We start from the raw sequence: 26457 nt of genomic DNA on the forward strand, positions 1-26457 counted from the left end.
GCGGGGGGGCCCTCCGGGCCCGGCGCCCCCCGCCCCCCCCCCGGCCCCGCCCCCCCCCCCCCCGCCCCCCCCCCCCCCCCCCCCCCCCGGGGGGGGGGCGCCGCGGCCGTCGACGGGGCAGGTCCGCGGTCGACGCGGTGACCGGAGGTGCCGAAGCCCGATCATCGTGGAGGCGATGGAGCCGGCCCGGGTGCTCGGGCTGGACTGACCGGGCCCTGGCCCTCTACGGCGCGTCCGCGGGGTCGGCCGCGCTGACCGGGACGTCCGGGTGCCTGAACCAGGATCCCTGCACCGCCCACTGGACGAGCATCAGCACGACGCCGAGGAGCAGCGCGCCGATCCCGATCACGGTGACGCCGCCGGTCTCGCCGAAGATCGGCAGGTCGATGGAGGTGGAGCCGTAGTCGGGGTCGGCGTAGACGTCGAAGGCGCCGTAGCAGAAGAAGTACAGCAGCATCAGGCCGCCGAGCAGCGGTGCGAGGCCCTTGAAGACGAAGTCGCGGACGCTGCGGGTCAGCACCTTGCGGTAGTACCAGACGCAGGCGAAGCCGGTCAGGCCGTAGTAGAAGGCGATGGCCAGGCCCACCGAGGCGATCGAGTCGGCGAGCACGTTGCCGCTGATCGCGGTGAGCAGCACGTAGAAGGCGATGGAGGCCAGCCCCATGGCGACCGTCGACCAGGTCGGGGTGCGGTGCCGGGGGTGCACCCGGGCGAACTGGGTCGGGATGGCCTTGTGCGCGGCCATCGAGAAGGTGGTCCGGGCGGTCGGCAGGATGGTGGTCTGGGTGGAGGCCGCGGAGGAGGTCAGCACCATGAAGATCAGCAGTTTGGTGAGGAACCAGCCCAGACCGGTACTGCCGAAGACGGCGCCGCCCAGGGCGGACAGCACGTCCCCGGAGTTCTCCTCGTTGCCGAGCCCGATGCCCTCGGTGCCGATGCCCGCGAAGGCCTGCGAGGAGACGGTGACCAGCGCGTAGATGAGCAGCAGCAGGACGGTGGAGATGACGGCCGCGCGGCCGGGGGTGCGGGCCGCGTCGGCGGTCTCCTCGTTGACCGAGACCGCGGTGTCCCAGCCCCAGTAGATGAAGACGGCGGCCAGGACGCCGGCGGTGAAGGCGGTGCTGGAGGCGATCTCGAACGGGTTGAACCACGAGGCGGCGACGTGGATCGCGGTGTCGGGCGGATGGTCGCCGTAGACCTTGACCAGCGCGGTCACCGACAGCAGCACCAGCATCACGACCTCGACGCAGAGCAGCCAGCGCTGCAGGGCGGCCGAGATCTCGATGCCGACGTAGCAGATCGCGGTCATCACGATGATCCACAGCACGCCGGCCACGGTGGTCCACGCGGTGCTCTCGGCGAGGCCGTCGAAGCCGAACAACCGGAAGCCGTACACGCCGGCGATCTGCGCCAGGTTGGCCATCACGATGATGTCGGCGACCACGATGCCCCAGCCGCCCAGCCAGCCGGTGCGCGGCCCGAAGGCGCGGGCGCCCCAGGTGAAGGTGGTGCCGCAGTCCGGGTCGGAGGCGTTGAGCTCCTTGTAGGCGTAGGCGATCAGCAGCATCGGGATGAACGCCAGGACGGTGATGATCGGGGCCTGTAGGCCCACGCCGGCCACGATGATGCCGAGGGTGGCGGCCAGGCTGTAGGCGGGCGCGGTGGAGGCCAGGCCGATGGCGACCGAGGAGACCAGGCCGAGGGCACCGGTCTTCAGGCCTTTTTCACCTGCCCGGGAGCTGACCACGGTGGGTGCGGAGGGCGGAGGCGGCGTGTGGCGTCCAGGAGGGCCACTCATCGTTCCCACCTCCTCATCTTGTGCGCGGAGGTACGGACGGGGGCCGGACCTCAGCGTAAGCCCGGGGCCGGACCATCTCAGCGTACGCCCGGGGCCCGTGGGTTTCCTGGGGGGGTGAGGGGCGGCGCGGAACCGGGCCGGGGCGGCTCCCCCCGAAGGAGGAACCGCCCCGGCCGGTGCGCGGTCGCTCAGGCGGCGATGCCGCAGTACTGCTGCTGCTTGCCGATCGCGCGGTACATGCAGTCGGCCGTCTCCACCAGCCGCAGCACGGCCTCTCGGTTGCGGCTGGTCTCACGCCCGATCACCTCGTCGGGCGGGTAGAAGCCGCTGCTGCCGTTCGGGCCGGGGTACATCTCGAAGGTGTAGGCGAACACCCGCTGCGCGCCCCACAGCCAGTCGTCGATCGCGCCGTCGGTGATGTACAGGTCGCTGGACTGTTCGGGGGTGTAGCCGTTGGTGCCGGCCATGGTCCGGCCGAAGGTCGCGAAGGTGTTGTACTCGTCGGCGGTCATCCCGGTGGCGGTGTTGGCGGTGGTCCAGCCGAACGGCCAGAGCACCAGCTGACTGTAGGTGTGGAAGTCGATGGCGGCGGTGATCTGCTGCTTGCCGCCGACCACGCGGGTGCGGACGAAGTCGGCGACCACCTTGGTCTCCTTGGCGGACTCGGGGGCGCCGCCGCGGTAGGTCTCGCTGGAGGTGGAGCCGGAGGAGCCGCCGCAGCAGCCCCACTTGTAGTCCCAGTTGCGGTTGAGGTCGGTGCCGGTGCTGCCGCCGCTGTTGGGCTGGCGGTCCTTGCGCCAGCTGCGGTAGCGGCCGGTGGCGATGTCGTACTCCCCGCCGTCCGGGTTGAGGTCGGGGACCACCCAGATCTCGCGGCTGTTGACGGCGTTGGCGATCCGGCTGTCGGTGGCGTACTTGTCGCCGAACTCGTGCAGCAGGTAGAGGGCCATCTCGACGGTCAGGTGCTCCCGGGCGTGCTGGTGGGCGGTGAAGAGCACCTCGGGTTCGTTCTCGTCGGTGCCGACGTTGTCGCTGATCTTGACGGCGACGATCGGGCGGCCCTCGTAGGAGGTGCCGATGACGCGCTTGCTCATGATGTCGGGGTGCGCCGCGACGACGGCGTCGATGTCGGCGGTGGCCTCGGCGTAGTTGTGGTACCCGGAGTCGGCGCTCGGGAAGTCGTACACCGCGGCGCCGAGCGACTCCTCGCCGGCGGCGGCGCCCTGGACCGGCAGCGGGGTGGGGAGCCAGCCGAGGGCGCGCAGCCGGGCGAGCTCGGCGGGGGTGGCGGTGACCACCACCGAGTCGGTCCGGACGGCGTCCACGGAGGCGCCGGTGGCGGCGACGGCGGTGCGTTCGGCGACGGTGCGGGGGCCGTCGAGGAGGTACTGCCGGGCGGTGTCGGCGGTGACGGCCGTGTCGGTGGGGACCGGGTGCGCGGAGACCTGGGCGGTGAGCGGGGAGGCGAGTGCGAGGGCCAGCAGGACCGCGGTGACCGCGGCAGGCCGCCCTCGGCGGGGCAGTCGCATGACTGTCCTCCTGTGGGGGGTCCGTAGGGACGGAACAGGGGAGGAACTGAGGCGCGCGCCAGCATGATGGTCCGTCAGTGTCATGGATTCGTCAATGTGTTCGGCAGGCTCTTCCCGTCGCCCCGGCCCGGGGGTTCTGCCGCCTGGTCGCCCGAGGCCCGAGGCCGCGCCCGGCGCCCGGGGATGCCCCGGTCGGCGCCGGATTCCGCGAGGCGGCTGCGAGGTGACCGCGAGGTGGTCGGGGGCTCGGGACCGGGGCGGATGGGCGCCGGATCGATGCGAGGTAGCGCAACGTGGATGTGGCATGTACGCTGCGTGTCGCTGGGAGAACATTATGCGGGCCTGGTCGCTACTCCGTGGGGGAAGTCACGTCCAGGCCCGGCCGCCAGCCAGGGGCCCGGTTGCGCTCGTGGGGGAGCTTCAGCCGGGCCCATCGGCGGGTACTGAGGGTATGCCCGGTCTGACGCCGTTTCAGTCATGACAACTGCTCAAGAAAAGGGCGGACCCGGTCGCGGTCCAACGGTGACGGTCTTTCGGGTCGGCTCTGCGGGTGCGACGACGACGGCCCCGCCGGTCGACGGGGCCGCGTGTGGTCTGCGTGTTCTGCCCGCCGGACCGACCTGGTGCCCGGCATTGTGAGACACGGTCAGGCGCTGTCAGGCGCGTTGCCGGAGCGCCGGACCGGTAGGCCGGCGAGCGGGGCGGCGGGTCGAGCGGATCAGCAGGTCACCGGGACATCGGTGGTGATCGGGGTGCTGTACCGGCCGAAGGACGAGACCGAGAACGAGGCGTGCGCGGTCGAACCGCACGCCACTGCGCCGCCCACGGCGCCGACCTCCACCGGCTGGCTCTGGAAGGTGACGGTCCGCTGCAGCGTCCCCAGCGCGGCGTCGGCGCCGGCGTCGGCGGTCAGGACCACGCTGAGCTGCTGCTGCTGGGGGAACGGGCTGCCGGGGCTCGGCGGGCCGGCCAGGCCGATGTGGCCGGTGAACTGGACGGTGCCCCCGCTCACCGTGGTGCACAGCTTGGTCGCCAGACCGACCTGCAGGCGGTAGGTGCAGGTGGTCGTGGGGGTGTCGGCCGGGTCGGAGGCCGCCGTGGCTGCACCGGCCGGGGCCGCGACGATCAGGGCCGTCCCGAGCGCGCCGAGGGCGGTGGTCGTCGTGAGCATCCTGTGGATCATGAGGTCCTCTTCCTGGGGTGTGCGGAGGCCGCCTGGACCCTCCAGGGAGCCATTGCAATGTGATATTGCACTATGGACTGTAGCTGAGTCATCGTCAGATTGAAAATCGGGCGGCGAGTTGGCGTGGGACTGCGGCGCTGTCGGCCGTGCCGTGTGGCACGAGTACAACTCATGGGCGCGGAGTAGGAGTTCACCGGGGGCGGCGCGCTCGCGGCCCCCCCGGGGGGGGGGGCTGTCGGCGAGGCGGGGAAGGCCCGGGGGGCTCCTCGTGCCCGCGGGGACGGCCCCGGTGGTGGGCCGTCGGCTGTGCGGCCCACCACCGGTGCGTTCCGGCGGCTCAGTAGAGGACTGCGGAGAGCCGCGCGGGGCCGGTCTCGGTGGTGGTGTCGCAGAAGTAGACGATGGCCTGGTGGCTGTTCACATACGCCTGGCCGGCCGCGTGGCAGGCGGCGGCGGTCGGGTAGATGCCGATGTAGGTGTAGGTGGACGCCTGGGCGGCCGGGGCGGCGATCAGGGCGCCGCCGGCCACGAGCCCGGCCACGGCCGCGGCGGAGAATGCCTTGCGAAGCGACATGAGTGGTCTTCCTCCCATTGGTGAGCGCCGGGGTTGGTGTCCCTGCGCTTCGTCGAGGAGCCTCCTCCGAATGTGAAGGCGGTGCAATGGTCGAGACCAATTCCGACCGGAAGCGATGTGGTGTTTCTGTGACGGTGCAGGTCAATGGCTCGCCTGACGGGCTGACGATCATCTTCCGGACAGTTCTTGCAGTGGCAGGAACCTGACAGTCCATCAGTGACGACGACTCCCCGTGGATCCCGGCGCGCCGACCGGGGGCGGTGGCGACCGCCCGCCGCCGGATCGCATCCGGCCGACCCCGCCGACGCGGGGGGCCGGTGGCGGCATGGCGAACGGCTGTGGCCGCCGGTTTGAATGTGGTCCTCATCACGTGGAACTGTGCGCCCGTGACTGGCGGAGATGGGTATGGATCCAGGATTTCGGGCCCGTATACGGGCAGGTGACGAGGGCGCCTTCAGCGTGCTGTTCCGCCGGCACGGCAAGGCCGTGTACAACCACTGCTTCCGGTTGACCGGTGACTGGGCAGGGGCGGAGGACTGCGCCTCGCTGGTGTTCCTCGAGGCGTGGCGGTTACGGGAGAAGGCCGAACCGAGCGGCGGAAGTCTCCTGCCGTGGTTGCTGGGGATCGCGACCTTCGTGGTGCACCGGCGCCGCAGGGTGGCGCGCCGGCACCAGGCGCTGATGGAGCGGATGCCCCGGCCCGGGCTGCTGCCCGACTTCGCGGACGAGGTGGTCGGGCGCTTGGAGGACCGGGAGCGCATCGCGGCGGTGCGGCAGGTTCTCGACCGTCTTTCCCGGTCCGACCGCGAGGTGCTGGCCCTGTGCGTGTGGGCGGGGCTGGACTACGCGGCGGCCGCCCACGCACTCGGAGTGCCGGTGGGCACGGTCCGTTCCCGCCTGTCGCGTGCTCGGCGTCGGCTGGACAAGCTCGCTCGGAAGAATCTTGGTCTGACCATGGAACCCGCAGCCGCAGGCTGGCAGCCAACAGATGACCGCACCAATGCGGTCGGGCCGCAGGAGAGGAAAGCGTGATGAACCGGGACCAGGACGACGACCTGCAGACGCTGCGTCGGATGCTGCCGGTGCCCGCGGAGCGCGAATTTCCGGCCGGCCGCCGACACCAGCGTGAGGAACACCTGATGACCAGTTGGCTGACCATGTCCCGCCGCAACGACAAGCGCCGGAATCCGGCTGTACGCATCGCACTGCCGGCAGGTCTGGCCGCCGCCGCCGCGGCTGTCGCCCTGACCGCGCTGCCGGCCCAGACCGCGGCCGCCTACACCCTGCAGACCGCCGATGACGGCACCGTCAAGCTCACCATCGTCAACCCGGCGGGCCGGATCGACCTGGACGGGCTGCAGAAGGACCTGGACCGGCTCGGTGTCCGCAGCCGCATCTATGCCGGTGACCCCGACTGCCAGGCCGCGCTGCCCGGCCAGGCGGATCCCTCGCCGTCCGCCTCGGCCGGCGCCGCACCCGAGGCCTCCCCTTCGGCCTCCGCGAGCCCCTCCCCCGGGGCCGGGGATCAGGGCTGGGGGATCGACAGGGAGGACGGCAGGCTCGTCCTGTCGGTCAGCCCCGGCAAGATGCCCGCGGGCAAGCAGCTGCGGATCGTCTTCCCGCTGGCGAAGACCGACCCCGCCCACGCCGCCGGCATCCTCACCGGGCAGCTGGCGGACGGCCCGGGCCCCGACTGCGTGCCTGCCCCGCCGGCCGGCTCCGTCGTCTTCCCGGGTCAGCAGAAGCGGTGACCTGGCCCGGGCAGGGACGGCCGTCGCGGGTGTAGGTGGACCATTGGTCCCGTCGGGGGACCTGCCTGCCGATCCGGTCCACGGAGTCCGCGCCACCGCCCCCGCCCCCGCCGTCGGCCGACGGCGGCGGGGGCGCCAGGGTCAGGGCTTCGGCCAGGCGTCGGTGTAGTAGCCGAACAGGTCGGCGATGACGTCGGTGCTGCCGACGTGGTTGTAGATGTCGACGCTGCCGTTCGCGCCGACCGGGGTGGTGACGTGGTTGGGCACGGTCTGGCCGGCCAGCAGGTTGAGGTTGCTGGTGCCGGGACGCGGGGCGCCGTGGGCGTGGACGGTGAGGTAGCTGTCCTCGGTGGTGTTGGTGGACGTCACGTTGAGGACGGCCGCCCGGGCGCCGGCGGGGATGCCGGTGACGGTGGTGGTGCTGTCCGGGCCGGGCTTGGCGAACGGGGTGGTGCGGGTGTCGGTCAGACGCACCGGCACGGTGGGCGTGTACTTGGCCTGTCCGTTGGGGGAGTAGTACCCGAAGACGTCGAGGATCACGTGGGTGGAACCGTTGTGGTTGTACACGTTGACGGTGCCGTCCGGGCCGACCGGGACGACGACCTGGTTGGACTTGTCCTTGCCGGGCTCCGGGTTCAGGTTGGAGCTGACCGGCTTGGTCCCGCCGCCCGCGTACACCTTCAGGTGGGTGTCCACGGCGGTCTCGGTACTGGTCAGGTTGAGCACCACGGAGGTCGCGTCCGCCGGGACGCCGCCGACGCCCGCGACCTTCACCGCACGGGTCTCGCCCGACCCGAGCTTGCCGCTGTCGCGGGTGTCCGCCAGTCGGCTCGGCGACAGCGGGGTGAAGAGGTGGCCGCCGTTGGGCCGGTAGAAGCCGACGACGTCGACGATGACCTCGGCGCGGCCGGCGTTGAGCAGGGTGCTGATCCGCTTGGCGTCGCCGATCGGCACGGTGACCAGGTTGGACGAGGTGTGGCCGGCGGCCACGTTCACGTTCGAGGTGATCGGGCGGGCCTGGCCGGTCGGCCAGACGGTGAGGTGGGTGTCCTCGGTGGCGCCGGTGACGGTCACGTTCAGGACGACCGTGGTGACGTTCCCCGGCACGCCGTTCGCCCCGGGCGCGGTGCCGGTCGGGAGCGTGAAGGGCACCTCGCGCCCGCCCGCGAGGTCCAGGTTCGGGTCCTCCCGGGTGTCGGCGAGCCGGTACGGCTCCGTGCGCAGGAACCCGGTCGGGGCGTACGCGGCCCGGAAGGGGTACGCGGCGGTGCTGGTGCGGCCGGCGGTGTCGGTGACGGTCACCGTGACGGTGTAGTCGCCCGGCGAGGCGTACCCGTGGACGGTCGCGTCCAGGGTGTTCCGGGTGACGGCGGGGGAGCCGTCGCCGTAGTCCACCACGACGGTGGAGACCGGCCACGGAGAGGAGGTCGCCGACGGGTCGAGCTTCACACCCAGCGGCGGGGCGTCGGCCGTGTCGAACTGGTCCGGGACGACCTGCTGGACGGTGGCGCGGGCGGTCAGCGGCCCCGGGGTCGTGCTCTGCACCTGCACCGCGTACCGGCCGGTGAACGGCTGGCCGCCGCCGGTGTCCACGGTGACGTTCGCGTAGAAGGTGCCCGCCTTGGCGTAGGTGTGCTTGACGACCCGGGAACCGGACGTGACCTGCGGGGTGCCGTCGCCGAAGTCGTAGCGGTAGGACATCACGGAGGTCGGCCAGTGCGCCGAATCGGAGCCGGTGGTCGCCGTCATCGTGACCTCGGTGCCGTACGGGGCCTGCTGGTGGTCGACCGTCAGCTGGGCCACCGTTATCGGCTCCTGGCGCTCGCTCGCCCCACGGTCGTGGTAGCCCAGACCGGTGCCGAGGTTGGGCCGCGACGGGTCGTCGGCCGGATGCGCGGCAGGCACGAAGCCCGGCGCGGTCTCGTCGGCGGAGTCGACGACCTCGCTGTTCGCCGCGTTGCCGGGCACCCAGCGCGCCACCACGTAGTCGTGCCCGCCCGCCCGGCCGTCCGTCGCGGCCGCCAGTGACCCGGGCGTCTCGTGCCGGGTACCGGCCCAGAGGTACGGCGTACCGTTGCTGAAGTTCGTCCAGTACGGCGCGACGGTGTTCGAGCCGGCCCGGGTGTCCTTCGCCGAGAGGGTGGAGACCGCGATCTCCGCGCCCGCGGGGTCGGGGCAGGAGTACGGCGCGGTGGGCGAGAAGTGGTTGCCCACCACGTTGTTGAAGATGTTCGAACCCGAGGAGTCGCCGGCCAGCTCGATGCCGGCGGTGCAGCCGTCGGTCACCGTGTTGTTGGTGAGGGTCGTGCCCGGGGAGTCGGTGACCTTGATCCCCGAGGCCTCGGTGCGCACCACGGTGACCCGGCTGGAGCCGGTGATCTGCACCTCCCGTGCGTCCATCGACTCCACGACGACGTCGTGCACACCGGACAGCCGCACATCGCCGCCGACCGCGGTGCCGGCCGCGGTGCCGGCCGCGCCCCGGATGGTGAGGGGCCGGCCGGGCTCGCCCGACTTCGTGATCACGGTGTCGGAGCCGAACGCGCCCCGGGCCACCTCGACGGTCTGACCCGGCAGGGCCGCCGCGGTGGCCGCGTTGACGGAGCAGAACGGCTTCGCGGCCGTGCCAGTCCCGGAGTCCGAGCACGCCGGGTCCCAGCCGTCGACCCGCAACACCCCGCTCGCCTCGTCGGTGGGGCCGGTGGTGGTGGCGGAAGCCGTGGTGGCGGTGGGGAGGCCGCCGAGCACGGTGACGAGGCCTGCGGCGAGCAGGCCCTTGGCGCGATGGGGACGCACGGTGCGGTCCTTCGGGGTGGGGACAGGGGGTCGACCCGGCGGGCGGGGCCCGGTCGGGCGGGTCGGCCCGCCAGGAGCGCGGGCACAACGATTATCGCGAGGCCCTTCCGACGGCTGCGATCGCCCCCCCACCTGCGGTGACGCGTCTGCGGGCACGCGCTCGGGCCCGGGGCGCAGGGCACTGGCCGCGCTCGGGCGGAGGGCAGCGCTCAGGCCCAGGGCAGCGCGGCCCGGGTGCGCCAGTAGGCCTCGGCGGGCCCGGCGAGCGGGGCGAGCGCGGCCAGGTCCGCGGGGGAGGGGTGGAGGCCCGCGGCGGTGAGGTTGGAGGCCAGCTGCGCGGAGGTGGCCGCGCCGGAGAGCACGACGTCCGCCCAGGGCTGGGCGGCGGCCGCGGCCAGGGCCAGCGCGTCGCAGGAGGTGTCGGCCCGGTCGGCGGCGGCGCGCAGCGCGGCCGTGTCGGGACCGGTGGCGTTGCGGTCGGCGAGCCGGCCGTTGGCCATGCCCTCCTTCACCACCACCAGCCACCCCGCCGCGTGCGCCTCGGCCAGCGCCGGTCCGGCGGACGGCTCCAGCAGGTTCCAGGTGGACTGGACGGCGGTGAAAAGCGGTCGGCCCGCCACCGTCACCTCCAGCGCCGCCCGGACGGTGGCCGCCTGCGCCGGACCGCTGGTGGACAGGCCGACCCGGACGCCCTCGGCGGCCAGCTCCGCCAGCCGGGCGTGCAGCGCCGGGTCGGTCAGCGCCGGGCTGTCCGGGGTGACGGAGTGCACCAGGTACACGTGCAGCCGCGGGCCCAGCAGCGCCCTGGTCTCCTTGATCTGGCGGTCGAACACCGCCGTCGAGTGCTCCTTGACCTCGTGCACGGGCACCCCGGAGGCGCGCCAGTCGGCGGTGTAGGTGTAGCCCCACTTGCTGCCGACCACCACGTCGGCCGCGCACTCCGGCCGGGCGGCGAGCCACGCGCCGAGGAACTCCTCGGCCCGGCCGTACGACCGGGCGGTGTCGAAGTACCGCACCCCCGCCGCGTAGGCGGCGTCGAGCAGGGCGTGGGTGCGGGCCTGCATCGCCTCGACGGTGCGCTCGGCCGGCAGGTCGAGGTCCCGCCCGAGCGTGATGTACCCGGGTCGCCCGACCGCGGCCGTGCCCAGGCCGAACCGCGCGAGCGTCGGGTCGGTGGCGGGTCCGGTGGCGGGTGCGGTCGGCATGGCGGAGGTCCCTTCGAGAGCTGCGGTGGGCGGCGGCCGGGGGCCCCGCCCGTACCCGACCCTATCCGCCGCCCGTCCGCGGACCTGCCCTGACCTGCCCTGACCTGCTCCGACCGGCCCTGACCTGCTCCGACCGGCCCTCACCTGCGCCGATCCGGAACAGTCTGCTCCGGATGCGGGCCGCCGGAGGGCGGTGGGTAGGTTGGTGGCCATCGACCGAGGAGACCCGCCGTGCCCACCCGCCCCAGCGTGCTGTTCGTGACCGATCTCGCCTACCAGGCCCGCGGCCGGCGGTACTGCGACGAGGACATCGAGCTGTCCTCCCGCCTCCGCGCGGACTTCGACATCGCCCTGTGCCACCCGCTGGAGGCGGCCGCGCTGATGGACGCCTTCGACGCCGTGGTGGTCCGCAACAGCGGTCCGGTGCTGCACTACCAGGAGCAGTACGAGGCCTTCCGCGAGCAGGCCGCGGCGCGCGGCACCCGGGTCTACAACCCGCTGTCCGGCCGGGGCGACATGGCGGGCAAGCAGTACCTGCTGGACCTGACCGCCGCCGGGTACCCGGTCATCCCCACCGTCGACCGGCCCGAGGACCTCGGGCTTCTCGCCGGGACGGGCCGGTACGTGGTGAAGCCGAAGGCGGGGGCGGACTCCATCGGCCTGCGCTTCGTCGGGGAGGACGAGCTGGCCGCCCTCGCGTACGGCGACGTGCTGGTCCAGCCGCACGTCGACTTCCGCTACGAGGTGTCGTTCTACTTCGTCGACGACGCCTTCCAGTACGCCCTGCACGCCCCCGACCCGGACCGGCGCTGGGTCCTCGAACCCTACGAGCCCAGCGAGGCGGACCTCGTCTTCGCCCGCCGCTTCGTCGAGTGGAACACCCTCGACCACGGCATCCAGCGGGTGGACGCCTGCCGTAGCCGGGAGGGCGAACTCCTCCTGGTCGAGCTGGAGGACCTCAACCCCTACCTGTCCCTGGACCGCGTCCCCGAGCCGGTCCGCGACGCCTTCGTCATCGCCCTGACGGCCTCGCTCCACCGCTTCCTGGGCACCCCGAAGACGGCCTAGAGCCAGGCCCGCAGACCGGCCGGGCGGCGGACTCCGCGTCCGCCGCCGGGCCGGATCGGTTCGGCGCCGGGGGTCCGGCGCCGAGGGTTCAGCACTGCGGCCGCCTGCCGTGGTTGGCTGCGTGCTTCCGGCGGCCCTTCTTCTTCCTGCGTCGCTTCGACGACATGGCCACTCCTCCCTGCTACGCCCCCCGTCCAACGTCTCACACCGGCGCCCGGCCGTCGCGCCGACGAGGGCGGTCCACGCCGTCCGCACCCGGCGGGCGCCGTTACCGACCGCAGGCCCGGCAGCGGCCCCGGGCGGACCGGTCGTGGCGGGCCCGCGACACCGGTTACCCGCAGGTCGGAGGTGGTGGGGAGGCTCGGGCCGGAAGTTCTGCCCGAAGGTGCCGTGGAGGTTGCCCCGGGTGACCAACCGTCAGAATTCGTCACATTCGGGAGATAGGATCCTGGTCCGCGCGGGGTCGCCGCGTGAGGTGACGAGGTAACAGGAACAGGGGTCCAGCGGCATGGTGAAGACCGGGTTTGTGCGTTCGGCGGCGGTCGCGGTGGTCGGCGCACTGCTGGTGGCCGGCGCCGGGGCGGGGAGCGCCGCCGCCGAGCAGGTGACGGCCGCGGCGCCCACGCCGGACCGGACCGCGGTGCGTGCGGCGCTGCAGAACACCCTGAACGCGGGCGCGCCGGGCGCGTTCGCCGTGGTCCGGGACCACGGCAACCCCGAGCTCGGCTGGTCGCTCAGCCTCGGCAAGGCCGACCTCGACGGGACGCCGATGAACGCCGACTGGCGGTTCCGGGTCGGCAGCAACAGCAAGATGTTCGGCGCGGTCCTGGTGATGCGGCTCGTCGAGCAGGGCCGGATCGACCTGGACAAGCCGCTGCGCGACTACCTCCCGGAGGGCACGCTGCCGGCCGACTGGACGATGACCGTCCGCCAGGTCATGCAGCACCGCGCGGGGATCTACGACCACACCAACGACCTCCTCGAGCAGTCCGGCGAGGAGACCACCAGCGCCTTCGAGGCGCGCATCCGCAACAACGTCTACACGCCCCAGGAGCTGGTGGCCGACTCGGTCCGGCACGGGGTCCAGTACACGCCGGGCAGCCGGTACTCGTACTCGAACACCGACTTCGTGCTGCTGGGCATCGCGGTCGAGCACCTCACCGGCCGCCCCTACGCCGACGTGCTGCGCGACGAGGTGATCGAGCCGCTGAACCTGCGCCGGACGTCCTTCGTCGTCCCGGACAAGGGCATCTCCGGCTCGCACATCACCGGCTACCTCACCAACGACGACCGCGCCAAGCCGCTGCTGGACTCCACCGAGCAGACCGCGTCCTGGCTGTGGAGCGCCGGTGCGGTCATCTCCTCCGCGGGCGACATGGACCGGTTCCTGACCGCGCTGCTGGCCGGCAGCGCCGGCGGGCTCGTCACGGACGCGTCGCTGCAGCAGATGACCAGCGCGCTCCCCACGCCCACGGCGACGATCGGCTACGGGCTCGGCCTGCGCCGGATCACGCTCTCCTGCGGCACGGTCTTCGGCCACGGCGGCATCGTCCAGGGCTACCAGACCCAGAGCTTCGCCACCCCGGACGGCAGGCGCAGCGTCGTCGTGTTCGCCAACGCCTCCAACAACGGCGCGGTGACGCAGGGGCTGATGGGCGCGCTGGAGCCCGCCTTCTGCGGAAAGAAGCCGGCCGCCGCCGCGCCCCGCAGCGCCCTGACCGCGCCCGGGTCGGGTGCGCAGCAGGACGGCGCGGGCGCGGCGAACGGCGTCCCGGTGGTGGAGGACACCCGGATCTGACCGCAAGGGCCCTCGGGGTCGCCTCGGGAACGACTCCGAGGCGACCCCGGGGCGATTGCGGGGGGACTTCGGGGCGACCCCATCGGCTCAGGGCCTCAGCGGGGCGCTCCGTGGCCACAGCGGAACAGCGGCTCGCGGGTGTCGAAGGGGACGTCCTCGCGGGCGGCCTCGACGGCGGCCATCGAGGACGGCAGGTCGAAGGGGAGCACGCCGGGGAGGCCGGCGCGGCCGAGCGCGGCGTCCAGTACCACCTCGTCCGAGGCCCCGAACTCCCCGACGAGCAGGGCGGCGTGGGGCGCCAGCGGGGTCAGCACGGCCGGCCGGTCGAGGTGGACGACGAACGCGGTGGGGACGGCGGCGGCGATCGCGAGCAGCCGCTCGGCCTCCGCGGGCGGGTACTCCAGCGAGCCGCTGTGGAAGTAGGGCTCCAGGAAGCCCTCGCGCGGCTCGTAGGGTGCGGCGATCCGGACGACGGCGGCGTCGGCGTCCTCGGGCCGGTCGACGAGGGTGCCGTAGGCCGCGGCGGTCGCGGCGTCGACCCCCTCGACGTAGAGGCGCGGTCCGGTCACCGGCGCTCCGGCGAGGTGGACCAGGGAGCGCTGCTGCATCCGGCGGCCGAGGGCGCGTCCGGCCGGGGTGCCGACCGTCTCGGCGGCGGCGTCCGGGTCGACGTACGGGTCGTCGAAGAGGCCGAGGCGGAACTTGTCGCGCAGGATGCGCCGGGCGGACCGGTCGATCCGGTCCTCGCCCACCGCGCCGGAGCGGACGGCGGCCAGGATCAGCTCCGGGTCGGTCTCCCCGCCGAGCTGGTCGGCGCCGGCGTCCAGGGTGAGGACCACCTGCTCGGCCACCGAGAGCTGCTCGACGCCCCAGTGGCGCGGGGGCAGCGTGACGATGCCGGGGACCTCCATGCCGGTGATGGCGTTGAAGTCGGTGCAGACCACGCCGTCGAAGCCGTAGCGACCGCGCAGCAGACCGGTGATGACGTCCCGGTTGAAGTTGGCGCCGACCTCGGCCATACCGGTCCTGGACGGGATCGCGTAGGCGGGCATGATCTGGGCGGTGCCGGCCGCGAAGGCCGCCTCGAAGGAGCGCAGGTGGTGCTCGAACGCGCCGCCCGGGTAGACGAGTCGGCGGCCGACGGCGAAGTGCGAGTCCTCGCCGCCCTCCTGCGGGCCGCCGCCGGGGAAGTGCTTGGTCATGCAGGCGATGCTGTCCGGGCCGATCCGCTCGCCCTGGAGGCCGCGGATGTAGGCGGCGATCATGCGGGAGGCCCGGTCGGCGTCCTCGCCGAAGGTGCCGCTGATCCGGGCCCAGCGCGGTTCGGTGGCGAGGTCGGCCATCGGGTGGATGGCGAGCCGGATGCCGACGGCGCGCAGCTCGCGGCCGATCAGGGCGGCGTACTCCTCGACCAGGGCGGGGTCGTCGGTGGCGGCGAGGCCGATCGGCTCCGGCCCGGCGCTGAAACCGCCGCCGGTGAAGGCGGTGGCGGGGTTGGTGGTGAAGCCGTGCCGGGGGTCGGAGGCGAGCGTGACCGGGATGCCCAGGCGCTCGGCGGCGGCGAGGTCCTGGACGTGGTTGTTCCAGTCGGCCATGGTGCGGGCGTCGGGGACGGCCATCATGGCGAAGGCGGTGAGGCCTCGGTCGCCGATCAGGGCGGAGCCGGAGGGGAACGGGCCCTGATCGCCGGGGAGCATCCGGGCGTGGCACATCAGGGCGGCCTTCTCGGCGAGGGTCATCCGGCCGAGCAGGTCGTCGACGCGCTCCTCGACGGGCAGCCGGTGGTCCTCGTAGGGCTCCATGGTGCCGTTGTGGTTGAGGTCGCGGAACGGGGTGCCGTCGTGGTGGCGCAGGGTGGTCAGCATGCGACGGCCTCCGCGGCGGCCTTGGCACGGAAGGCGTCCAGGGTGGCGGGGGCGACCCCGCAGGCGGCGAGGAAGGCGGCGGAGCCGCCGTGCCGGGTGCGGACGAGGTCGAGGAAGACGGCCATCGCCTCGGCGGGGGCCTCCAGCAGCGGGGCGGGCACGTGGAACTCCCGGCCGTCGTTGAGGGCGGCCCGGTGGCGCGCGGCCAGGCCCGCGAAGATCTGCGGCAGCGCCTCGGCGGTGCGGGCGTAGTCGGCGACGATCCGCTCGGCGGGCACGTCGAGGAGGTCGAGCAGCAGGGCGGTGAGCAGGCCGGTGCGGTCCTTGCCGGCGGCGCAGTGCAGCAGGACCCCGCCGGGGCGGGCGGCCGCCTCGACGGCGGCGGCGAGGGACGCGGGGGCGGACTCGGCCAGCAGCAGGTAGAAGGCGCCGAGGTCGGCGGCGGTGGTCATGCCGCGCATGGCGGCGTCGAGGGCGTCGTTGGTCGGCTCGACCCGGGCGGCGACGACGGTGAGGCCGGCGGCCTCGGCGGCGGCCCAATCGGCGGTCTCGCACTCGGCGGCGCCGCGCAGGTCCACGATGGTGCGGATGCCGGCGGTGTGCAGCTGCTCGACGACGGCCTCGTCCGCGGCCGGGAAGGGCTGGGCGGAGCGGTAGAGCGCACCGGGGCGGATCCGCAGGCCGTCGGGGTCGGTGAGGACGGCGGGGTCGCGGAAGTTGACCAGGGACATGCGGGACCTCTCGGTGGAGCGGGCGCGGGCGAGCGGTTCTCGCGTCGCGGGGCGGGGCCGGTTCACTCGCGGTGTGGCGGCCGACGAATGGGGGGCGGCCAACGGGGGACCGGCGCAGTGGGCGACCGGCGCAGCGGGGGCCGGTGAGCAGGGACGCACGGCCCGGACGGGCCGGCGGGGCCCGGGGCGGTTTTCGCCGCCGTTGGCAGCGAATCACGCCCGGTCAGGGCCGTTCAAGCCGCGTGCCAAGTCTTCGATGGCCCGTCACCCGAAGTTTGCACAACTGCCTTTTGGCAGTACTGCCACTTCTGGAGCGAGGCTGCGACCAGGGGACGAAACGGTCGGCCGCAGGTGCGAAAACGCCACCGCCGCACCGGTGCAGACCGCCCGTCGGGCGCCGGTGCGGCGGTGGGTCCTACGGCTTGTCAGGCGGGCCCGGCAGCGTCCCGGGCGCAGCGGAAGCCGGTGTGGCCGCTGGAGCTGTCGGGAGTGTTGGCGCTGCGGGCGGCGACCCGGTACCGGTTGCAGTAGGACTTGTGGCACATGTGCGAGCCGCCGCGGATGACCTTGGCCGAACCGGTCGCCGGGCCGGTGGGGCCGGGCAGCGGCCGCTGCGCCGGGTGCTCGGTGGTCCACCAGTCGGCGCACCACTCCCAGACGTTGCCGGACACGTTGTACAGGCCGAAGCCGTTCGGCTCGAACGCGTCGACGGGGGCGGTGCCGCGGTAGCCGTCCGCGGCGGTGTTCCTGGTGGGGAAGGTGCCGCGCCAGATGTTGCAGCGGTAGGTGTCGTCCGGGTTCAGTTCGTCGCCCCACGGGTAGCGGGCCTGTTCGAGGCCGCCGCGCGCCGCGTACTCCCACTCCGCCTCGGTGGGCAGGCGCTTGCCGGCCCAGGAGGCGTAGGCGTGGGCGTCGTTCCAGGAGACGTGGACGACCGGGTGGTCGCCGCGGTCCGCCACGGAGCTCCCCGGCCCCTCCGGCCGGTCCCAGGCGGCGCCGTTCACCGCGCACCACCAGGGGGTGCGCTCCACCCGCGCTGCCGCGCGGCGGTGCGCGGCGGGGAGGAAGCCGGCGAAGACGTAGGACCAGCCGATCTGTTCGGTCTCGGTCCGGTAGCCGGTGTCGGCGACGAACGCGGCGAACCGGTCGTTGGTGACCGCGCAGGTGTCGATCAGGAACGGGTCCAGCCGGACGCGGCGCACGGGGCCCTCGCCGTCGTCCGGGAAGCCCTCGCGGTCGTCGGTGCCCATCAGGAACTCGCCGCCGGGCAGCAGGACCATGCCGTCCGGGGAGCCCCCGGTGCGGACGGGGGCGACGTCGAGCAGGCGGATCGGACCGCCGCCTCGCGAGGGCGTGCAGCAGGACGCCGGGAGCGGGGACGAAGGCATGGGCTACTCCGGAGGTCGGCCCGGCCGGCCGCGGTACGGCCGGCCGGGATCGGGGCGGGCGGGGCGGGTGCGGGCGGGGCGGCCCTGGATCAGAGCGCGGCGAGCTCCTCGGCCACCAGGCGCAGCGCGGACACGTCCGTCAGGCCGCCGGCCATTGCGGCGACGTCGATCAGCGGCGTCGGGCCGAGGAACTGGAGGAACTCGGAGTCGGCGATGCCGGGCAGGTGCCTGCGCATCACCTCGACGGCGGCCGGGTCGGAGAGCAGGGCGAACAGCGGGGTCCGCAGCGAGAGGCGCCCGGCGGGGTAGTCCTCGGGGCTGGGCAGCGGTTCGGCGGCCTTGCGGGCCTGCTCCTGCTGGGCGCGTACCAGCAGGTGCTGCTCGCCGACCGGTCCCTCGGGCGGCAGGCCGAGCCGCTCGTACTGGCTCGGCGGGGCGTCGCCCGCCCGCAGCAGCTCCACCAGCAGGGTCGCCATCCGCAACTCGACCGCGTCGTCGGCGATCGGGGTGCGCTGCTCGGGGTCGGTCTCCAGGTCGAACAGGAGCGTGCCGTGCTGGTGGGGGTTGATGAACGTGCGGCCCTTCAGCCGCAGTGTGCGCACGCCCTTGGTGAAGGTGAACGGCTCGGCGAGCTCCAGGTCCGCCAGCTCGGCGGGGGTGAAGCGGCCGCGCATGTGGGTGGGCATCAGGGTGTGCTCCAGCAGCGGCGCGTTGTCCGGGGAGGCCGGGGCACGCATGTAGACGTACCGCCCGTCGGTGGCGTTGACGTGGCCGCCGTGGACGCCGAACAGCGCCGCCTCGCGCACCGCGGTGTCGGCGGCGACCGGCAGCGGGCTCCCCTGGACGTCCGCCGGCCGGTCGACGCCGAAGTACTCCAGGAGCGTCGGCGCGAGGTCGATCGTCTGGACCAGGGCCTTCCGGCGCTCGCCGGCGGCACCGGCCCGCGGGTCCCAGACGAACAGCGGGAGATGGACGAGTTCGTTGTACCAGGGCTGGACGTTCTTGCCCCACCAGCCCTTCTCGCCGAGCAGCAGGCCGTGGTCGGTGTTGACGATCAGCAGCGTGTCGTCCCAGAGGCCCTGCTCGTCCATCAGGTCGAGGACCCGGCCCAGTGACCGGTCGCACATCGACAGCAGCGCCGCGTACTCCAGGCGGGCGTGTTCGACCTGGCCGGGGGTCTCCACCACGCGCTTGTAGTCGGGCCAGTCGAAGTGCGGCCCGTCGTAGTCGTGCGGGTAGAGGTCCTTGTAGCGCTGGTGGCTGAAGAACGGCTCGTGGGGGTCGAAGGTCTCGATCTGGACGAACCACCGGTCCGCGTCCCGGTTGGTGCGGATGAACTCCAGGCCGGCGTCGAAGGTCAGCGTCTGCGGGTGCCGGTCCTCCGTGGTCAGGTACGAGCGGTTCACCCAGTCCTGCCGGTAGACCTCGTGGCGCAGCTTCTTCAGGTCCTCGGGGACTTCGGGATCGGCCACGTGCCCCTTCCAGGCGTCGCCCTCCTGGCCGCGGAAGAACTCCCAGGTGTTGTAGCGGCCGTGGTACGTGGCGCCGCCGTCCTCCCAGTAGTGCGGGTGGTCGCTGACCAGGTGGGTGTACACGCCGTTCTGCTTGAGCAGTTCGGGCATGGAGTCGTCGAACGGCTCCAGCGGGCCCCAGCTGCGGTGCAGGAAGTTGTACCGGCCGGTGTGGATCTCGCGGCGGGCCGGCATGCAGGGCATCGAGCCCGCGTAGGCGTTGTCGAAGGTGACGGACCGCTCGGCGAGACGGGCGAAGTTCGGGGCGTGCGTCCAGTCCCCTCCGTACGGCGGCAGCATGTGCCGGTTGAGGCTGTCGAACATGACCATGATCGCCTTCATCGGGCGTTCTCCTCTCCAGCCGGCGTGGCGTTCGCCTCCGGCTGTCGGTGCTCAAGAGCGGGGGAGCGGGTGCTCCGGCCGGTCGACCCGGGCGTCCTGGTCGACCCGGGAGTCCACCGGCGGGCCGGGCGTCCACCGGGCGTTCCGGGCAGGCCGGATCGCCGCCTCGCGGTTCGGCGACGAGGGCGAAGGTCATCCGGTGCCCAGTGTTCTGGCCGCAGGCCGGGGGCCGTCAACGGCTGCGGCGTTCATTTATCAGGCCGTTCACCGGGCGAAACAGGCTGCCGCCCGGTGGGGTGGTGCGAGGTGCCCTGGTGGAGCCGGGGGCGCAGGGCTACGGCGCGGTCAGCTCGCGGAGCGCCGCCGTCCAGGCGGCCAGCAGCCCCTCCTCGCTGCCGACCATGATGTGCCGGCGGATCAGCCCGCCGAGTGCGGTGCCGAGCACCTGCGGCCGCAGGTCGGTCGCCGGGTCCACGCCCAGCCGCCGGCCGGCGATCACCGCGGCGCGCTGGGCGAAGGTGTCCACCAGGATCAGGGCGTGGTCGTGGACGGTGCGGATGCCGAGGAAGCGCAGGCGCAGCGCGCGCCGGCGGGCGGTGTGCTCGGCGGGTTCCTCCATCCGCCCGCCGGTGGCGGTGAGGGCGTGTTCGAGCGCGGCCCAGGGGGTGAGGCCGGCGGGGGCGGCGGCGAAGGCGTCGAGGATGACGTTGCCGAAGTCCAGGCCGAAGAGGAGGGACTCCTTGTTGGCGTAGTAGCGGAAGAAGGTGCGGTGGGCGACGTCGGCGCGGCGGCAGATCTGGTCCACCGTGGTGCCCTCGAAGCCCTGCTCCTCGAAGAGGTCGAGTGCGGCCGTGCGGATCGTCTCCCGGGTCCGTGCCTTCTTGCGGTCGCGCAGCCCGGTCTCCGCCGCGCTGTCCGTCCCCTGCCCCTGCATGCGTGGTCGCTCCTTCTGCCGCTGTCTGCTGCTGTCTGCCACTGTCGGTCGTCGCCGGAACGCCGGCCGTTCCGGGTCGGACCAGGTCGGGCGAGGTCGCCCAACTGTCCGCACCCTTAAGGAATCACGGTTGGCGAGGCGCGCTCAAGGCGAGTGCCGATTCTTCGACAGCTCGTCATTCGAAGTTTGCACAACTGCCTTTTGGCAGCTGTGCCACTTCCCAAAGGTGTTCCACGACGGCGGCCGAGCACCGCCGTCCCACCCCCCGATCCGAGGAACCCCGAGGAACCATGAAGCGGCACAAGCACGTTCTGGCAGCGGCCGTCTGTACTGCGGCCATCACCCTCACCTCCTGCTCGGCCTCCGACGACGCCGTGTCCGGCGGCGCCGCCGCGGCCTCCGCCGCGAAGGACGGCCCGGCGGCCGACGGCGGCACGCTGAAGGTCGGACTGGACCGCCCGTTCGCCAAGCTCGACCCGGCCGACACCGGGCTGACCGCGATGCCGATGATGATCCTGGCCAACGCGCTGTACGACCCGCTGATGGTCAACGGTGACAACGGGACCGTCCAGCCCTACCTGGCCAAGGCGTTCACCCCGAACGCCGACGCCACCGCCTGGACCCTCGAACTGCGCGAGGGCGTGACCTTCAGCGACGGCAAGCCGCTGGACGGGCAGGCCGTCGCCGACCACGTCGCCCGCCTCGCCAAGCCGGAGAGCAAGTGCTCCTGCGCCGCCGACGCGGCCGCCATCGGCGGCGTCACGGTGAACGGCCCCACCTCCGTCGCCTTCACCCTCAAGGCGCCGAACGCGGCGTTCCCCAACCTGTTCACCCGCTCCCTCGGCTACGTCTCCGAGGCCCCGGTCGGTGACGCCCCGGCGGTCGGCTCCGGCCCGTACACCGTGGAGAGCGTCCAGCCGGGCGTCTCGGTGACCGTCACCCGCAACGCCTCCTACTGGGGGGCCAAGGGCCACGCCGACAAGGTCGTCTACCGGGTGCTGCCGGACGCCGACAGCCGCTACCAGTCGCTGCGCTCCGGCGACGCCGACGTGGTCTGGGGCGAGACCCCCTCCCAGCTGAAGCAGGCCGCCGCGGACGGGCTGCGCACCGCCACCGGCCCCGGCTCCACCTCCACCGTCCTGTTCAACACAAAGGCCGCGCCCTTCGACGACCCCCGGGTCCGCCAGGCCCTCCAGTACGCGATCGACCGGGAGGCCGTCGAGAAGGTCGTCTACCTCGGCCAGGGCAAGGTCTCGGACGGCCCGGTCAACTCCGCCTCCCCGTACCGCGCCGCAGGCGCGAACGGCTACCCGGCGCACGACCCGGCCAGGGCCCGCGCCCTGCTCGCCGAGGCCGGGCACCCGGACCTCGCCTTCGAGTACCAGGTCGACAACCGCCCCGAAGGCCAGCAGCGCGCCACCGTCCTCCAGCAGATGCTCGGCGAGGCCGGCGTCAGGATGACCGTCAAGCCGCTCGACCCGGCCGGCCTGGGCACCGCCCTGATCCAGCGCAAGTTCCAGGTGATGGACTTCGTCACCAGCATGTTCGGCGACACCGACACCGCGCTGAGCAACCTGTACAGCACCAACGCCCCGTACAACTTCACCGGTTGGAGCAGCCCGAAGGCCGACCAGGCGATCGCCGCCGGGCGGGCCTCGGTGGACACCGCCCAGCGGGCCGCCGCCTACAACGAGGCCGCCAAGGCCGTCGTCGAGCAGGCCCCGATGCTGTTCCTCACCGAGAACCCGGCCGGCTTCATCGCCTCCGCCAAGGTCGGCGGCCTGCCCGACCTCTCCAAGCGGACCGTCATCAACGTCTCCCCGGCCGCGCTGTGGGTGAAACCGTGACACCGCGGATCACCGACCTCGCCGGACGGGCCGGCCGCGCCGCCGCCGTCCTGCTGCTGGTCACCGTCGCCGCGCTCGCCCTGCCGCACCTGATGCCCGGCTCCCCGGCGGCCGCCGCCCTCGGCGCCACCGCCACCCCCGAGCAGATCGCCGCCTACGAGGCCGGACTCGGCCTGGACGACAACGTGCTCACGGCCACCTGGCGGTGGCTGGCCGCCGCCCTGCACGGCGACCTCGGGCACTCGCTCGCCAACGGCGCGGCCGTCACCACCGAACTCGCCCACCGGATCCCCGTCACCCTCGAACTCTTCGTCGCCGCCCAGCTGGTGGCGCTCTGCATCGCCGTCCCGGTCGCCCTGCTCTCGGCCTGGCGCCCGGGCGGCGCGGTGGACCGGATCGCCACCGCCGGCGCCTTCGTCTGGCTCGCCGTCCCCGGCTTCGTGCTCGGACTGCTGCTGATCTGGATCGCCGCCGTCCAGCTGAAGGTGCTGCCCGCCACCGGCTGGGTGCCGTTCACCGAGGACCCGGTGGAGAACCTGCGCCACCTCGTGCTGCCCGCGCTCACCCTCGGCCTCACCGAGGCCGCGGTCTTCACCCGCACCCTGCGCGGCCAGTTGCTGGAGACCCTCGACCAGACCTACGTCGCCGCCGCCCGCAGCCGCGGCATGGGCGCCGCCCGGCTCCTGCTGCGGCGCGCCCTGCGGCCGTCCTCGCTGCCGCTGGTCACCCTGATCGGCATCGGAGTGGGCACCTCGCTCGGCGGCTCGGTCCTGGTCGAGACCCTCTTCGCGGTGCCCGGCGTCGGCAACCTGGCCTCCACCGCCATCGCCGGCCGTGACTTCCCCGTGGTGCAGGCCGTCGTGGTGGTCAGCGCCGTCGGAGTCGTCGCGGCCACCCTCGCGGTGGACCTGCTGTACCGCACGATCGACCCGAGGATCGCCCATGACCACCGTTGACACCGTTGACACCGCCCTGGCCAAGCCGGCCGCCCCCGCCCGCGCGAGCCGGCGCCGGCCCCCGTCCGGCGTGCTCGCCGCGACCGGTTGGCTGGCCGTGGTCGCCCTCGCGGCGCTGCTGCTCCCGCTGCTGCCCGGCTTCGACCCGCTGCACGGCGACTTCGCCCACCCCTCCGCGGCCCCCGGCCCCGGCCACTGGCTGGGCACCGACGCCTCCGGGCGGGACGTCCTGCAGCGGACCGTCGCCGGCGCCCGGGCCTCCTTCGCGGTGGCCGCCCTGACCATCGCGGTCGGCCTGCTCGGCGGGGGCGCGCTCGGCGTCGCCGCCGGGTGGTTCCGCGGACCGGTCGACAAGGCCATCGGCTTCGTCACCGACCTGCTGATGTCCGTACCCACCCTGATCCTGGTGATGATCGTGGTCGCCCTGCGCGGCCCGAGCCTGCCCGTGATCGGCGCCCTGATCGGCCTGTTCACCGTCCCGCACTTCACCCGGGTGGTACGGGCGGTGGTGCTCTCGCTCACCGAACGCGGCTTCGTCCTGGCCGCCCGGATGATCGGCACCGCGCCGCTGCGCATCCTGCGCCGCGAGATCGTCCCGCACGTCGCGCCGATCGCGCTGACCTTCGCCTTCACCGCCACCACCGTCGCCATCGTCGCCGAGGGCTCGCTCAGCTTCCTCGGCTTCGGCCTCCGCCCGCCGGAGCCGTCCTGGGGCGGCATCATCGCCGAGGGCCGCACCACCCTCGGCAGCGCGCCGTGGATCTCGCTGGCCCCCGCCGCCGTGCTGTGCGCGACCGTCCTCGCCCTCAACTACCTCGGCGAACACCTGCGTTCGCCGTCCCCCGCGTCCGCACCGAAGGGAGCGTCGAAGTGACCACCCCGGTCCTGGAGATCCGCTCGCTGAACACCGCCCTGGTCGCCCCCGACGGCCGGGCCGTGCAGATCCTGCACGACATCGACCTCTCGATCGGCGCCGGCGAGTGCCTCGGCGTGGTCGGCGAGTCCGGCTCCGGCAAGTCCGTGCTCGCCCGCACCGTCCTCGGGGTGCACCCCCGCACCACCCGGGCGCGGTCCACCGGGCAGGTGCTGCTGCACGGCGAGGACCTGCTCGGCGCCACCCCCGCCCGGCGCACCGAACTGCTCGGCACCGGCATCGCCATGGTCCACCAGGACCCGATGACCTCGCTCAACCCGGTGGTCCGGATCGCCGACCAGGTCACCGAGTCGCTCACCAACCGCCGCCGGCTCGGCCGCCGGGCCCGGCTGGAGACCGCCGCCGAACTGCTCGCCGCCGTCGACGTCCCCGACCCCGCCCGGCGCGCCCGCGCCTACCCGCACGAGCTCTCCGGCGGACTGCGCCAGCGCGTCGGAATCGCCGCCGCCCTCGCCGGCAGCCCCGCCCTGCTGCTCGCCGACGAACCCACCACCGCCCTCGACGTCACCGTCCAGCGCACCGTCCTCGACCTGCTCGACCGCCACCGCGAGACCCGCGGCCTGGCCACCCTGCTGATCACCCACGACATCGGCCTGCTGTACGGGCGGGCCCGGCGGATCGCCGTCATGTACGGCGGCCGGGTCGTCGAGACCGGCCCCACCGAGGCCGTCACCGAACGGCCCGCCCACCCCTACACCGCCGCGCTGCTGCGCTCGGTGCCGCGGGTCACCGGTCCGCTGCGGCGCACCCTGCCGGCCATCCCCGGCTCGGCGCCCGACCTCTCCCGCCCGACCGCCGGCTGCCCGTTCGCGCCGCGCTGCGAACGCGCCGAGTCGGTCTGCGGCACGACGGCCCCGCCCGTCCACCGGGCCGGCCCCGGGCACACGGCCGCCTGCCACCTCCCGCTCACCGCCGCCCCCACCCCGTCTCCAGGCCCCTCCCTCACCCCGTCGGAGCACCCCGCATGACCGCCGTCCTGCACGCCACCGGGCTCTCGGTGGTCCACCGCACCCGCTCCGGGCCGCTGCACGCCGTCAGCGACGTCGACCTGACCCTGCGCGCGGGCCGCACCCTCGCCCTGGTCGGCGAGTCCGGCTCCGGCAAGAGCAGCATCGCCAAGGCCCTGCTCCGGCTGCCCCCGCCCACCGCCGGTACCGTCACCCTGGACGGCACCGACCTCGCCGCGCTCACCCCCCGCGCGCTGCGGGCGCTCCGGCCGCGGATGCAGATGGTCTTCCAGGACCCGCTCTCCTCGCTCAACCCGCGCCGCCGGGTCCGCGACCTGGTCGCCGAAGCGCTCGACGCCCACCCCGACCCGGCGCGCGACCGCGAGGCCTTCGCGGCCGAGCAGCTGGACGCCGTCGGCCTGCCGCCCGCCCTGTTCGCCGACCGGCGGCCCGGCCAGCTCTCCGGCGGCCAGGCCCAGCGGGTCGCCATCGCCCGGGCGCTCGCCGCCGAACCCCGGGTGCTGATCGCCGACGAGGCCGTCTCCGCACTGGACGTCTCCGCCCAGGCCACCGTGCTCAACCTGCTCCGCCGGCTCACCGAGGAGCGCGGCCTGGCGAGCCTGTTCATCTCGCACGACCTGGGCGTGGTCCGGGCCGTCAGCGACGACGTCGCCGTCCTGCAGCTCGGCCGGCTCTGCGAGCAGGGCCCCACCGAGGAGGTGCTGGCCGCCCCCGCCCACCCGTACACCGCCGCCCTGCTCGCCGCCGTCCCCGAGCCAGGCCGCCCGCTCGGCGACACCGGCCTGCTGCCCGCCGACCCGCCGTCCCCGCTCGACCCGCCCTCCGGCTGCCGCTTCCGCACCCGCTGCCCGCTCGCCGACGCCCGCTGCGCCACCGAGACCCCCGCCCTGCGGGAGGTCGCCCCGGGCCGGACGGCGGCCTGCCACCGGCCGCTGCCCACCGGCCCCTGAGGCGCGGCGCCGACCCGTCCGACCTGCCCTTTGAGGCAGCGCTGTGCCGGACGCCCGGGCGCTTACCGGGCGTGGATGTTGACCGCGGGTCAGCCGGGCCGGGAGTCTTGCGGAAGGGGAGTCCTGCGGAAGAGCCCGTTCCGCCGGAACCGCCGCCTCCAGTGCCCGGCCGGCAGCCGCCCGCCGGTCCGGCGCCCCACAGACCAGGCAGGCCCCGCCACCTCCTCCCCCGGGGTGGCGGGGCCCAGCCGGTCTTCCACACCCGGGCGGCTCCAGCGCCGCCATCGCGCACCGGCGCCGACCGGGCGTTGACGTCGCGTCAACAGCGG

At 73.7% G+C, this 26457-nt stretch carries 20 protein-coding genes; 9 read left to right on the plus strand and 11 right to left on the minus strand.

The genetic code is table 11. The annotated features are described in order from the left end of the window. Nucleotides 1-223 precede the first annotated feature (223 nt). The 4 genes from ACIGZJ_RS14780 to ACIGZJ_RS14795 form a co-directional block, all read right to left on the minus strand. Nucleotides 224-1798, minus strand: coding sequence for an APC family permease (locus ACIGZJ_RS14780; protein ID WP_396457548.1), 1575 nt, complete (start codon nucleotides 1796-1798; stop codon nucleotides 224-226). 188 nt (nucleotides 1799-1986) lie between these two features. Continuing rightward, nucleotides 1987-3327 (minus strand): M14 family metallopeptidase, encoded by a 1341-nt coding sequence (locus ACIGZJ_RS14785; RefSeq protein ID WP_396457549.1) that lies wholly within the window; start codon nucleotides 3325-3327, stop codon nucleotides 1987-1989. A 718-nt stretch (nucleotides 3328-4045) separates the two neighbouring features. Then, complete coding sequence (locus ACIGZJ_RS14790; RefSeq protein WP_396457550.1) at nucleotides 4046-4498, minus strand: hypothetical protein; 453 nt, start codon at nucleotides 4496-4498, stop codon at nucleotides 4046-4048. A 349-nt stretch (nucleotides 4499-4847) separates the two neighbouring features. After that, complete coding sequence (locus tag ACIGZJ_RS14795; protein WP_392939469.1) at nucleotides 4848-5084, minus strand: hypothetical protein; 237 nt, start codon at nucleotides 5082-5084, stop codon at nucleotides 4848-4850. Nucleotides 5085-5489: 405 nt separating this feature from the next. Between ACIGZJ_RS14795 and ACIGZJ_RS14800 the strand changes: the two genes are divergently transcribed. Then, nucleotides 5490-6116 (plus strand): RNA polymerase sigma factor, encoded by a 627-nt coding sequence (locus ACIGZJ_RS14800; RefSeq protein ID WP_396457551.1) that lies wholly within the window; start codon nucleotides 5490-5492, stop codon nucleotides 6114-6116. Further along, a complete protein-coding gene (locus ACIGZJ_RS14805) occupies nucleotides 6116-6835 on the plus strand; it encodes a hypothetical protein (RefSeq protein ID WP_396457552.1) in 720 nt (239 codons plus the stop codon). The genes ACIGZJ_RS14800 and ACIGZJ_RS14805 overlap by 1 nt, the downstream gene beginning before the upstream one ends. A gap of 141 nt (nucleotides 6836-6976) precedes the next feature. On the opposite strand, the gene ACIGZJ_RS14810 is transcribed toward ACIGZJ_RS14805, so the two are convergent. Continuing rightward, nucleotides 6977-9631: a PKD domain-containing protein gene (locus ACIGZJ_RS14810; protein WP_396457553.1), complete on the minus strand. Its 2655-nt coding sequence runs from the start codon at nucleotides 9629-9631 to the stop codon at nucleotides 6977-6979. A 209-nt stretch (nucleotides 9632-9840) separates the two neighbouring features. Further along, nucleotides 9841-10836 carry an aldo/keto reductase gene (locus ACIGZJ_RS14815; RefSeq protein ID WP_396457554.1) on the minus strand — a complete coding sequence of 332 codons (996 nt, stop codon included), beginning with the start codon at nucleotides 10834-10836 and terminating at the stop codon, nucleotides 9841-9843. A 231-nt stretch (nucleotides 10837-11067) separates the two neighbouring features. Between ACIGZJ_RS14815 and ACIGZJ_RS14820 the strand changes: the two genes are divergently transcribed. Both ACIGZJ_RS14820 and ACIGZJ_RS14825 read left to right on the plus strand, forming a co-directional pair. Further along, nucleotides 11068-11904 (plus strand): hypothetical protein, encoded by an 837-nt coding sequence (locus tag ACIGZJ_RS14820; RefSeq protein ID WP_396457555.1) that lies wholly within the window; start codon nucleotides 11068-11070, stop codon nucleotides 11902-11904. Nucleotides 11905-12412: 508 nt separating this feature from the next. Further along, complete coding sequence (locus ACIGZJ_RS14825; RefSeq protein ID WP_396457556.1) at nucleotides 12413-13702, plus strand: serine hydrolase domain-containing protein; 1290 nt, start codon at nucleotides 12413-12415, stop codon at nucleotides 13700-13702. Nucleotides 13703-13797: 95 nt separating this feature from the next. Here the strand turns inward: ACIGZJ_RS14825 and ACIGZJ_RS14830 are convergent, their stop codons facing one another. The 5 genes from ACIGZJ_RS14830 to ACIGZJ_RS14850 form a co-directional block, all read right to left on the minus strand. Then, nucleotides 13798-15567, minus strand: a complete 1770-nt coding sequence (locus ACIGZJ_RS14830) for a glycoside hydrolase family 3 protein (RefSeq protein ID WP_396457557.1) — start codon at nucleotides 15565-15567, stop codon at nucleotides 13798-13800. Continuing rightward, entirely contained in the window at nucleotides 15561-16298 is a 738-nt protein-coding gene (locus tag ACIGZJ_RS14835) for a tyrosine-protein phosphatase (protein WP_396457558.1), read from the minus strand. Before ACIGZJ_RS14835 ends, ACIGZJ_RS14830 begins: the two co-directional genes overlap by 7 nt. A 425-nt stretch (nucleotides 16299-16723) precedes the next feature. Next, nucleotides 16724-17686 carry a formylglycine-generating enzyme family protein gene (locus ACIGZJ_RS14840; RefSeq protein ID WP_396457559.1) on the minus strand — a complete coding sequence of 321 codons (963 nt, stop codon included), beginning with the start codon at nucleotides 17684-17686 and terminating at the stop codon, nucleotides 16724-16726. Nucleotides 17687-17775: 89 nt separating this feature from the next. Then, on the minus strand, nucleotides 17776-19539 hold the full coding sequence (locus tag ACIGZJ_RS14845) for a sulfatase (protein WP_396457560.1): 1764 nt from the start codon (nucleotides 19537-19539) through the stop codon (nucleotides 17776-17778). Between the two features lie 334 nt (nucleotides 19540-19873). Beyond that, complete coding sequence (locus tag ACIGZJ_RS14850; RefSeq protein WP_396457561.1) at nucleotides 19874-20473, minus strand: TetR family transcriptional regulator; 600 nt, start codon at nucleotides 20471-20473, stop codon at nucleotides 19874-19876. A 290-nt stretch (nucleotides 20474-20763) separates the two neighbouring features. On the opposite strand from ACIGZJ_RS14850, the gene ACIGZJ_RS14855 reads away from it, so the two are divergent. From ACIGZJ_RS14855 to ACIGZJ_RS14875, 5 genes are read left to right on the plus strand one after another with little or no spacing between them, the layout of a single operon-like run. Continuing rightward, nucleotides 20764-22320: an ABC transporter substrate-binding protein gene (locus ACIGZJ_RS14855; protein ID WP_396457562.1), complete on the plus strand. Its 1557-nt coding sequence runs from the start codon at nucleotides 20764-20766 to the stop codon at nucleotides 22318-22320. Beyond that, nucleotides 22317-23276, plus strand: a complete 960-nt coding sequence (locus ACIGZJ_RS14860; protein ID WP_396457563.1) for an ABC transporter permease — start codon at nucleotides 22317-22319, stop codon at nucleotides 23274-23276. The genes ACIGZJ_RS14855 and ACIGZJ_RS14860 overlap by 4 nt, the downstream gene beginning before the upstream one ends. Beyond that, nucleotides 23263-24150, plus strand: a complete 888-nt coding sequence (locus ACIGZJ_RS14865) for an ABC transporter permease (protein ID WP_396457564.1) — start codon at nucleotides 23263-23265, stop codon at nucleotides 24148-24150. Before ACIGZJ_RS14860 ends, ACIGZJ_RS14865 begins: the two co-directional genes overlap by 14 nt. Beyond that, entirely contained in the window at nucleotides 24147-25178 is a 1032-nt protein-coding gene (locus ACIGZJ_RS14870; RefSeq protein WP_396457565.1) for an ABC transporter ATP-binding protein, read from the plus strand. Before ACIGZJ_RS14865 ends, ACIGZJ_RS14870 begins: the two co-directional genes overlap by 4 nt. Next, nucleotides 25175-26128, plus strand: a complete 954-nt coding sequence (locus tag ACIGZJ_RS14875; RefSeq protein ID WP_396457566.1) for an ABC transporter ATP-binding protein — start codon at nucleotides 25175-25177, stop codon at nucleotides 26126-26128. The genes ACIGZJ_RS14870 and ACIGZJ_RS14875 overlap by 4 nt, the downstream gene beginning before the upstream one ends. The last annotated feature ends 329 nt before the right edge of the window (nucleotides 26129-26457 follow it).

The sequence above is a fragment of the Kitasatospora sp. NPDC052868 genome (assembly GCF_044547105.1).
Taxonomy (GTDB): Bacteria; Actinomycetota; Actinomycetes; order Streptomycetales; family Streptomycetaceae; genus Kitasatospora.

What these genes read in the sequence shown, in the direction of transcription:
- ACIGZJ_RS14830 (WP_396457557.1), bottom strand. Translation starts at nt 15,567, where the DNA reads ATGCTGACCACCCTGCGCCACCACGACGGCACCCCGTTCCGCGACCTC.
- ACIGZJ_RS14850 (WP_396457561.1), bottom strand. Translation starts at nt 20,473, where the DNA reads ATGCAGGGGCAGGGGACGGACAGCGCGGCGGAGACCGGGCTGCGCGAC.
- ACIGZJ_RS14795 (WP_392939469.1), bottom strand. Translation starts at nt 5,084, where the DNA reads ATGTCGCTTCGCAAGGCATTCTCCGCCGCGGCCGTGGCCGGGCTCGTG.
- ACIGZJ_RS14835 (WP_396457558.1), bottom strand. Translation starts at nt 16,298, where the DNA reads ATGTCCCTGGTCAACTTCCGCGACCCCGCCGTCCTCACCGACCCCGAC.
- ACIGZJ_RS14865 (WP_396457564.1), top strand. Translation starts at nt 23,263, where the DNA reads ATGACCACCGTTGACACCGTTGACACCGCCCTGGCCAAGCCGGCCGCC.
- ACIGZJ_RS14780 (WP_396457548.1), bottom strand. Translation starts at nt 1,798, where the DNA reads ATGAGTGGCCCTCCTGGACGCCACACGCCGCCTCCGCCCTCCGCACCC.
- ACIGZJ_RS14825 (WP_396457556.1), top strand. Translation starts at nt 12,413, where the DNA reads ATGGTGAAGACCGGGTTTGTGCGTTCGGCGGCGGTCGCGGTGGTCGGC.
- ACIGZJ_RS14805 (WP_396457552.1), top strand. Translation starts at nt 6,116, where the DNA reads ATGAACCGGGACCAGGACGACGACCTGCAGACGCTGCGTCGGATGCTG.
- ACIGZJ_RS14875 (WP_396457566.1), top strand. Translation starts at nt 25,175, where the DNA reads ATGACCGCCGTCCTGCACGCCACCGGGCTCTCGGTGGTCCACCGCACC.
- ACIGZJ_RS14790 (WP_396457550.1), bottom strand. Translation starts at nt 4,498, where the DNA reads ATGCTCACGACGACCACCGCCCTCGGCGCGCTCGGGACGGCCCTGATC.
- ACIGZJ_RS14855 (WP_396457562.1), top strand. Translation starts at nt 20,764, where the DNA reads ATGAAGCGGCACAAGCACGTTCTGGCAGCGGCCGTCTGTACTGCGGCC.
- ACIGZJ_RS14815 (WP_396457554.1), bottom strand. Translation starts at nt 10,836, where the DNA reads ATGCCGACCGCACCCGCCACCGGACCCGCCACCGACCCGACGCTCGCG.
- ACIGZJ_RS14845 (WP_396457560.1), bottom strand. Translation starts at nt 19,539, where the DNA reads ATGAAGGCGATCATGGTCATGTTCGACAGCCTCAACCGGCACATGCTG.
- ACIGZJ_RS14785 (WP_396457549.1), bottom strand. Translation starts at nt 3,327, where the DNA reads ATGCGACTGCCCCGCCGAGGGCGGCCTGCCGCGGTCACCGCGGTCCTG.
- ACIGZJ_RS14800 (WP_396457551.1), top strand. Translation starts at nt 5,490, where the DNA reads ATGGATCCAGGATTTCGGGCCCGTATACGGGCAGGTGACGAGGGCGCC.
- ACIGZJ_RS14840 (WP_396457559.1), bottom strand. Translation starts at nt 17,686, where the DNA reads ATGCCTTCGTCCCCGCTCCCGGCGTCCTGCTGCACGCCCTCGCGAGGC.